The 1223-nt window shown below is 61.0% G+C and carries 2 protein-coding genes; one reads left to right on the forward strand and one right to left on the reverse strand.

All coding sequences use genetic code 11. The annotated features are described in order from the left end of the window. Positions 1-164, reverse strand: a 164-nt coding sequence (locus EOA27_RS43245; protein ID WP_348639888.1) for a helix-turn-helix transcriptional regulator, incomplete at its 3' end; no start/stop codon positions are given. A 292-nt stretch (positions 165-456) separates the two neighbouring features. Between EOA27_RS43245 and EOA27_RS37125 the strand changes: the two genes are divergently transcribed. Next, positions 457-1062: a hypothetical protein gene (locus tag EOA27_RS37125; RefSeq protein ID WP_189343146.1), complete on the forward strand. Its 606-nt coding sequence runs from the start codon at positions 457-459 to the stop codon at positions 1060-1062. Positions 1063-1223: the final 161 nt, after the last annotated feature.

A 1223-nucleotide genomic window follows, 5' to 3' on the forward strand; every position in this document is an offset into this window, starting at 1 on the left:
TCCTTGCCGTCCTCGATGTCGACGATCTCGCCCACGGCCAGGCCGCAGGTCAAAGACAGTTCCTCGATCGTATATCCCCTCGTTTCGCGAGCGGCCTTCAGCGGATTGAGGCCGGACGCGGCAATGATGTCGTTGGAAACGGCGTTCCGTGCGGTGTTGGGCATGGCAACTCCTTTGGATGAAACGGTCGGATGAAATGTGGCGTTGCCTGAGACTGGCGGGAGAATGCTCGTTAACAAATGATTTGCCAAGAGCTTAGGCCGTCACGCCATCGTGAAGCGGCATTCCGGCCGGTATCGCAGGCGTCCCACATGTAAGATCGCGCGGCGCCCAATCAAGTTCTTTTGAAGCTCCGCGACCGGTTTCGCCGGCATTTTCGACGCCTCGATTCGTTAGCTGGCCGTCACCGGCAGCCAAAACCCGGGCGACGGGCGTTTCACGGAAGGATCGAATGCCATGAATTTGAAATCATTCGCAATTGTGCTCGGCACAGTCTCAAGTGTCATCTGCGGGGAAGCGTGGGCGACGGATGCCGCACGTGTTCGAGGCACTGTCGTCGGTATAACCGGATCGACGCTGACGGTGAAGGACCGCGACGGCAAGACCGATGCGATCACACTTGCCGACGGCTGGAAGATTTCGGGTGTCGCCAAGGCATCGGCGGCCGACATCAAGCAGGGCGACTTTCTCGGCATCGCCTCGCTTTCCAAGGCCGATGGCGCCAGCGGGGCGCTGGAAGTCGTCATCTTTCCCGCGGCGCTGAAGGGCACGGGAGAAGGCGACCGCGACTGGGATCTGCAGCCCAACAGCCGCATGACAAACGGCACCGTGGCCGACGTCACCGAAATCCAGGGCCGCACGGTCACGCTTACCTATGACAACGGCCAGAAAAAACAGATCGCGATCCCCCAGACGACGCCGATCGTGACATTCGCCGCTGCCACGCCTTCGGATCTGACGCCGGGCGCCGCGGTCTTCGTCAACGCCAAGCGAGGTGGCGATGGCAAGCTCACCGCGAATCGGGTCGTGGTCGGGAATCACGGCATCGCGCCGCCCATGTGAAGCCGCGCAGGCCACCAAGCGACCTGGCAACCTTTCCAAACCCGAACAAGTCAGTGACCGTAACTTGCAATCCGACAGCGCCGCAGGAACGCCATCCGTTTCGCTTCGGGCATCGGGACAATCGCTCATATGCTGTCGTTAGGACGGATTTGCCACATGGC

Origin of the sequence: Mesorhizobium sp. M2A.F.Ca.ET.037.01.1.1 (genome assembly GCF_003998075.1) — a bacterium.
Lineage (GTDB): Bacteria > Pseudomonadota > Alphaproteobacteria > Rhizobiales > Rhizobiaceae > Mesorhizobium.

Coding starts and splice junctions, on each gene's coding strand:
- EOA27_RS37125 (WP_189343146.1), top strand. CDS start 457: ATGAATTTGAAATCATTCGCAATTGTGCTCGGCACAGTCTCAAGTGTC.